Annotated in this window: 6 protein-coding genes; all 6 read right to left on the bottom strand. The window is 70.8% G+C overall.

The annotated features are described in order from the left end of the window. Positions 1-116: 116 nt before the first annotated feature. The 6 genes from ACFUTX_RS14070 to ACFUTX_RS14045 all read right to left on the bottom strand — a co-directional run bounded on the left by ACFUTX_RS14070 (position 117) and on the right by ACFUTX_RS14045 (position 7006). Positions 117-941, bottom strand: a complete 825-nt coding sequence (locus tag ACFUTX_RS14070) for a phosphate ABC transporter ATP-binding protein (RefSeq protein WP_378865997.1) — start codon at positions 939-941, stop codon at positions 117-119. A 338-nt stretch (positions 942-1279) separates the two neighbouring features. Beyond that, positions 1280-2158 carry a sortase gene (locus ACFUTX_RS14065; RefSeq protein WP_378865851.1) on the bottom strand — a complete coding sequence of 293 codons (879 nt, stop codon included), beginning with the start codon at positions 2156-2158 and terminating at the stop codon, positions 1280-1282. A gap of 307 nt (positions 2159-2465) precedes the next feature. Beyond that, positions 2466-3266, bottom strand: a complete 801-nt coding sequence (locus ACFUTX_RS14060) for a hypothetical protein (protein ID WP_378865849.1) — start codon at positions 3264-3266, stop codon at positions 2466-2468. Between the two features lie 20 nt (positions 3267-3286). Then, complete coding sequence (locus tag ACFUTX_RS14055; RefSeq protein ID WP_378865846.1) at positions 3287-4402, bottom strand: hypothetical protein; 1116 nt, start codon at positions 4400-4402, stop codon at positions 3287-3289. Between the two features lie 94 nt (positions 4403-4496). Next, on the bottom strand, positions 4497-5861 hold the full coding sequence (locus ACFUTX_RS14050) for a hypothetical protein (protein WP_378865843.1): 1365 nt from the start codon (positions 5859-5861) through the stop codon (positions 4497-4499). A 41-nt stretch (positions 5862-5902) separates the two neighbouring features. Then, on the bottom strand, positions 5903-7006 hold the full coding sequence (locus ACFUTX_RS14045) for a hypothetical protein (protein ID WP_378865841.1): 1104 nt from the start codon (positions 7004-7006) through the stop codon (positions 5903-5905). Between the last annotated feature and the right edge of the window lie 172 nt (positions 7007-7178).

The raw sequence follows: 7178 nt of genomic DNA, 5'->3' as shown, positions 1-7178 counted from the left end.
CCGCAACCCCAACCCCCTTTCCGACTATACACCCGGCCCGCGGCGGGGTGTCTCGGGTTTTTTTCGCGACTCGAGCGCGGGCCGAGGGAGCAGGGCCGCGAGGTACCGCGACCGGGTCAGCCGAAGACGCCGTTCACGTAGTCGTGGGTCCGCGGGTCGATGGGGTCGGCGAACATGGCCTCGGTGTCGCCGTGCTCGACGATCGCGCCGGGCGTGCCGTGCGAGGCGAGGAAGAACGCGCACTGCTGCGAGACCCGCTGCGCCTGCTGCATGTTGTGCGTGACGATGACGATGGTCACCTCGCTGGCGAGTTCGAGCATCGTCTCCTCGATCACGCGGGTCGACGTGGGGTCGAGTGCCGAGCACGGCTCGTCCATCAGCAGCACCCGCGGCCGCACAGCCAGAGACCGGGCGATGCACAGACGCTGCTGCTGGCCGCCCGAGAGTCCCGCACCCGGCGAGCGCAGGCGGTCTTTGACCTCTTTCCACAGTCCCGCGCGGGTCAGGCACGACTCGACGAGCTCGTCCTTCTCGTCACGCGAGGCTTTGGTGCCGGTGAGGCGCAGACCGGCGATGACGTTGTCGTAGATCGACTGCGCCGGGAACGGGTTCGGCTTCTGGAACACCATGCCGATCTCTTTGCGGGCGTCGACGAGCTTGCGGGTCGGGTCGTAGATGTCGTCGCCGTCGAGCAGCACCTCACCGGCGAGCGACGCGGACGGCACCAGCTCGTGCATGCGGTTGAGGATGCGCAGGAACGTCGACTTGCCGCACCCCGAGGGCCCGATCAGCGACGTGATGATGCCGGCATCCATTGTCAGCGACACCCGGTCGAGCACCTTGCGCTCGCCGAACCACGCCGAGACGTTGCGGCCCTCGAGACTGGCCGGCTGCGGGGCGAGAGGAGGGGCGGATGCTGCGTGCCCCTTGCGTCCTGGCAGACGAAGGCCCGGTCGGCCGCCGCCCGGGGCCAGACTCGACACGGCCGCCGTCAGGCGCGCGGGAGACCACCGGGGGGTGGTGCGCCCCGCGGGGATGATCCGGGTGACGTCGTCGGTCGGGGCGGTGGCGTCGAGCGGTGGCTCGGGCGGGGTGCCGGGGCCCTCCTCCGACGTGATGACCACGGTGTTCGCGGTGGCGTCGGCGGGCTCCGTCCCCTCGACGTTCGGGAGCGACGGATCGGGGGCGGCGGTGGTCTCCGCGCCCTGGTCATGCGCGGTGGCGGGCCTGGTCATCGGTGGTTTCCGTTTCGGGTACGGGAGGGGCGACGCTCGCGCGTCTAGAGGAGGTTGGGGAGGAGCCGGACGATCTCGCCCGTCACCCACAGCGACGCCAGCATCGTGAGGGGGGCGAAGACGATCCACGTGCGTCGCGCCCCCACGTTGCGGTAGGCCCAGACGGCGGCGATCTCGACCACGACGAGGAACTGCAGCGCGAAGACGAGCGCCCACGCCATCGACGTGTCGCCGGCCATCGCGGTCTGCGACGGCGACAGCGTCGTGAACCGGGTCTGTCGAGGGCCGGCAGGCTGGACGTCGCTGACGAGTTGCGCGTCGACGCGAGCGATGCCCGTGGGCAGATAGGGGGCGCCGCGGGCTGTGGTGAGGATGACCCGACTCTCGCCTGCCGTGAGGGGCGGTGGTGACGGGTCCCCGGCGTAGCGGAGCCCGATCACCTCGAACCGGTGCTCGCCCTGCCCGGTGATGATCGTGAACTCGTCTCCGGGGGCGAGCTCCTGGATGCGACCGAAGGGGCCGCCGAACCCGGCGGCCCGGCCCATGATGACGCTCTCACCCGCCTGGCCCGGGAGGCTCGTGTCGCGCCGGTGACCGGGACCCAGCTGGGTCGTGCCGGAGTCGGTGCCCTCGACGATCACCTCTCGCACGCCGAGGCGCGGAATGTCGATGATTCCCACCGGCGCGCCGTCGGGCAGAAGGATCTCGTCGACGTCGCCCTCCGACACCGGCGCGGTTCCTTCTTGCAGCTGGGCTCGGAACGCGTCGCTCAGCTGCTGCTGCGCGACGAGGTGGCGCACCTGCCCTACGACGAGGATGTTCAGGGCGAGGGCGAGCAGCAGAGCCGACAGCACGATCAGGCCGCCGCGCACGAAGATCATCCGCGGGGGAAGGGGCGGAAGCTCGGGCTTGACCTTCGGCACGCGACGTGGGGGCCGCGGCGGGCGCTGGTCTCGTGGCTGCCGCGGAGGCCGGGGGGGCCGCGGGGGACCGCCGGCGCCCGGCATCCGCCACCCCGTCACCCGACGGAGGGCCGCATCGAGCGCGTCGGCGCGGGGTCCGTTCTGCGTGACCGTCACGCTGACGCCCCCTCGCGCGAGGGGACGCGGTCGGGCACGTCGATGGTCACGGCATATTCACGCACGACCCCGCGTCGGTTCGGATGCGCACCCCTGAACGGCTTGTGAACGCGCAGCGCACGAGCGTTGGCCGCGGTCCGATGGCGCACGCTCATATCGGGAGCCCCCGGAGTCGGAGCCGGAGCCCCCGCAGGCTGAGCACCCACCACGCCGCCCCGCCGAGCAGTCCCAGGGCGCTGACGAGCGAGATGCTGAACAGGGGCGGGATCACCACGAGGGTGTTGCGTGTGATCGGCGCCACCTCGTCCCCATCCATCGTGGCCGGCGGGAAGAACCGCACGTAGGCGCGCAGCACCGTCCGCTGGCCCAGCCCGTCGATCGTGACGAGCACCCGCCGGGTCTCCCCCGCCTCCAGGTCATCCACCGGCACGGCTTCCGTCTCGGCCACGGTGGTGCCCGTCACATCGGCGACCCAGAATCGCGCGGTCGCGTCGATGGACGTGGCGTAGTTGTTCCGCACGACGAACTCGAGTCGCAACGTGCCGTTGTCCACGCCGAACGACGGAGTCGCGGTGGCGATGAGTCCGCTCATCGTGATCGGTCCCGACGCGGCAGCATCGTCGCCGAGCGCATCGTCGGCGGCGACCGGGTCGGGGATCGTGGCCTGCGTGTCGTCGACGGGCGCGACCACTCCTCCGCCCGATCCTCCGCCCTGACCGGGAGGCGTGAACGGCGGTCCCGGGGGGCGCGGCGGCTGGGGGGTCGGCTTGGTGGTCGGCTTCACGCCGTCGGTGACGTCGACCACGAGATTGCCGTCGTCGCTCGTGTCCGCGTGGGCGGGCGAGCCTCCGAGGACGAGACCTGCGACGAGGAGGACGGATGCGGCGGCCACCGCACCGACCTCCACCAGCAGGCGCGCCCAGGCGCCGGCATCCCGTGTCGCGCCTGGCATCGCGCGGCCGGCGCGGCCCCTCACGAAGACGACCCCGCCCCCACGACCTCGCGCTCGGCGGCCTTGCGGGCTGCCTCGGCCTCGGTGTACGCGATCCATTCCTCGGCGCGACGCGCGTCGACCTTCGCGCGCCAGCGCCGGACGATCAGCGCGATCCCTACGACGGCGAGGGCGATGAGGATCGTCCACGGCGGAGCGAACAGGATGGTGTCGCGCGACGTCGCCGGGACCGGCAGAAGCTTCGTCGCGTCGTCGCCTTCGACGAACGGGTTCAAGGTGACATGGGCGTTGAGGTAGCCCCAGCTCGCGATCCCCGGCAGGTCGGTCTCGTAGGTGCGGGTGCCGCCAGGCAGCAGCTCGGGGATGCCGTCGCCCTGCTCGGCGCCGGTCGGGATGCCGAACCACGTGCTGGCCCCGACGGTGATGTTCGACGCGAGCGCGATGTTGCCCGTGTTCTCCACGGTGTAGCGGACGCGGACGGAACCGGAGAAGGGATTCCACCAGTCGCCGATGTAGTCGGCGTTGAGCCCCGCGATCGACAGGCCCGCCTGGATGTCGCCCGAGACCCGGAGGTACATGCGCGTGCCGAGGCGGCGGTCGAGCACGACCTGACCGCTCGGCGTCTTGACCGAGGTGGCCAGTCCGCCCACGTGGTCGCCCGGCGTCGCGTCGGCCGGGACGCTCACGGTGAAGGACACGAGCCGGGAAGCACCCGGTGCGAGCTCGAACTGCAACCGGTCGGTGCCGTTCTCGAACGTCACCCAGCTGCCGATGTCGGTGGCCTCGGCATCCGTCTCCAGCAGGGCGAACTCGCCCGCCTCGTCATTGAAGGCGTCGGTCGAGAGCACGGTGAAGGTCTGCACCGTCGTGCCGGTGTTGCGCACCACGTACTGGTCGGAGATCTTCTGCCCCGGGTCGGCGGCGTAGCTGAACCGGGTGCGGCCGTCGGCGGAGCCGTCGGGCCCCGCCGGAGCCGCCAAGATGCCGATGGTGTCGTCGGCCGCATGCGCAGCGGTCGGGACCGTCAGGGCCGCGCCGGCGAGTGCGAGTCCTGCCGCCAGTGACACGGCGACGGCCCGCCGGACGCCTCGGGCGGCGCGACGGGCGAGAGCGGCAGAGGAGGTGCTGGTGATCATGGCAGGCAATCCGATGGGTGCAGAGGGGAAGAGGGGACACGCCGTGTGGGAAAGACGCACGAAGCACCTTTCCCACACGGGTGTCTCTCGACGGTTACTTCGAGACGAGGTCGAGGGTCAGGGTCGCGGTGTGCACGCCCTTCGCCGCGTTGATCGGAGCCTTGAACGTCAGGTTCGTGTCGATCACGGCACCTTCGAATTCACCGGTCGACGAACCGGCGGCACCCTCGGCGAGGACGCCGAACGAGCCTTCGCCCGCGAGCTTCGGGGCCCCGGCGGTGATGCCCTGGAAGAGCGTCGTGCCGACGGGGGCGTAGCCGAGGGCCGCAGCCGGGACGGTGGTCGAGCCCGGACCGGCGAACGCCGACGACGAGATGTTCAGGTTCCAGCCCGAGAGCACGTCGCGGTCGTCGAACACCGTCACCGAGCCGAGCGGCACCGGGTTGCTGACGCGGTTGCGGCGCACGTCGCCGAGGTCGATCGTCTGCGCCGCGGGAGCGACGAGCGCGAACTTGCCCGACGTGGTGACCTCGACCTCGAGAGCCGTGGTGTCCTGGTTGGCCGGCGGGGTCGCGGTGAGGGTGAACGAATCCCACGACAGGCCGGTGTAGTCGCTCTGGGAGACCCACAGCTTGGTGGCCTGACCGACCGGGACCGCCGAGGCGTTGATCGTGCCGCGGCCGTTGGCGTCGAGCACCACCGTGCCCGCGAGTCCCGTGGGGAACGAACCGTAGGTGAGCGTCTGGTTGGCCTTGCCGGCGCCCGCGTCGATCTCGAGCGTCGTGCTGTCGATCGTCTCGGTCACGAGGCCCGTGTCGCGCAGACCGGCGGTCAGGTCGGCCTCGGTCGGTGCGACAGGACCGACCGGCACGTCGTACGTGATCGGACCGTAGGTGTAGGTGTCGGTGTCACCGTCGATCGTGACCGACCGGTACACCATGCCGACCGGCGTCACGCCGGCGTTGGTGGTGAACGCGATGCCCACGAGCCAGTCGCCGTCGGCGGCGAACACCGAGTCGATGCCGCCGTTGTTCCCGAGACCGAGGTCGCCCAGGGTCAGGTTCGGCTGGAGGACGCCGCCGTTCGGGCCCGACGCGCTGTCGACCGAGAACGCGCGCCAGCTGCCGGTGCCGCCGGAGAGCTCGCTCGGCTTGGCGATGAACTTCCAGACCTGGTTCCACGAGCCGGCCGGAGCGTAGTCGGCCGGGTCGAGCTCGGCGTTGACGTCTTCGTGGTCCGAGGTGGCGAACAGGAAGTCCGCACGAGCGAAGACGCGACCGTCCTGCTCGGCGAGCTCGCCGTTCTCATCGAAGATGTAGAAGGCGCCGGGCGAGCCGTTGGGCTGCGGGTTCTTGATCGGGTCGCCGGGGGCCGCGTTGGCCGCGACGGCTCCACCGCCGACGAGGGCGATCGTGAGCGCGGCAGCGGTCGCCACGCTCCACTTCTTGCTGATGGTCATGATGTTCCTTCTCGTTTCTGAGGGGGTGTCGCGAAAGGGTTTCAGGAGCGGAGAGCGGCGCGGAACGGCGTCGCGCTGGCGGGAGCGAGGAAGCCGAACTTCTTCTTGACCGAGCCGGCCTGCGCGGCGAGCGTGCTCTGCGTGTTGCCGAGCTTGGATGCCGCGTTGCTGACGAGGTTGGCGAGGTTCGGGTCGTACTTCGCGTCGCCGGCGGTCACACGAGCGGCCTCGACGACGATGTACGTGTCGCGGCCCCAGGTGCTGTTGGCGTAGAAGGTCGGGTTGGGGACCGTGGCGGCGCCGGTGCCCGTAACCGCGGGGGTGCCGGCGATCGGCGAGCCGATCTTCACGCCGTCACCGCGGCGGTCGACGCCCGCACCCGTGTTCTGCGCCACCCACTGGGCGGCCGACATCGGGGTGACGGCGTTCGCCGGGAAGGGCTCGCCGTTGGCGAGGTTCGACGTGTCGTGCTCCTGACCCGTGACGACGCAGCCGCCGAGGGTGCCGATGCCGACCTTGCTGATGAAGTCGTTGCGCGTGCCCGAGCCCGTCTGCGGGATGACGGGGGTCACCGTGACACCGCCGACCTGGGTGATCGTGCACTCGAAGATGCCCTTGAGCGTCGCCTGGTCGAGGTTGTCGAACGCGGCGTTGGCCCCGCCCGAGTGCGCGTACGAGAGGGCGTCGCGGCCGAACGGGATGTACAGGAGCGGCCCGTTCGCGACGACCGTCGCGCCCGACGATGAGCGCGCGACGTCCACCTGGTTCGAGATCGTCACGTTGGCGGGGCTGCCCGGCGTGGCAGACGTGTAGGGGTTGCCGTCGATCGACCGGCTGAGGGCGCGGACGCCGTCGCCCGAGCCGTTGGGGCGACCGAAGCGGGGGCCGCCGGACTTGGTCTGGATGGTGGTCGAGCCGGTCGCGTCGAACGACGCAGCGAAGAGCCCGCCGGCCGTCGAGCGCACGTTGCTGCCGGTGATGCCCGAGCCGTTGGTGAGGGCGTTGAGCACATCCTGCAGCGTGTCCGACCCCACGACGACCGGGCCGTTGGCGACGGGCTCGGCGTTGGCCGCCGGCATCGTCACCAGGAGTGATGCAGCGAGGCCGAGAGCGGCACCCGCTGCGATAACCTTCTTCTTGTTCACAGCTTTCCTTTTCTGGGTGTGGTGTGACATCCGTCGGCTCTGACCAGCTGACGGCTTGACGGCTCTCCGCGAGGGGGGCCGTCAAGACTGTGGGCGAGAATCGGGTCTCTCATCCCGACCCCCACGCTGGGCCCGCCAGGTGAACGGGCGACCCTCGTGCGGCAAAGGGCCG

The sequence above is a fragment of the Microbacterium sp. NPDC057407 genome, assembly GCF_042803895.1.
In the GTDB taxonomy this organism is placed as follows: Bacteria; Actinomycetota; Actinomycetes; order Actinomycetales; family Microbacteriaceae; genus Microbacterium.
This window is presented reverse-complemented; position numbering and strand designations above follow the sequence as displayed.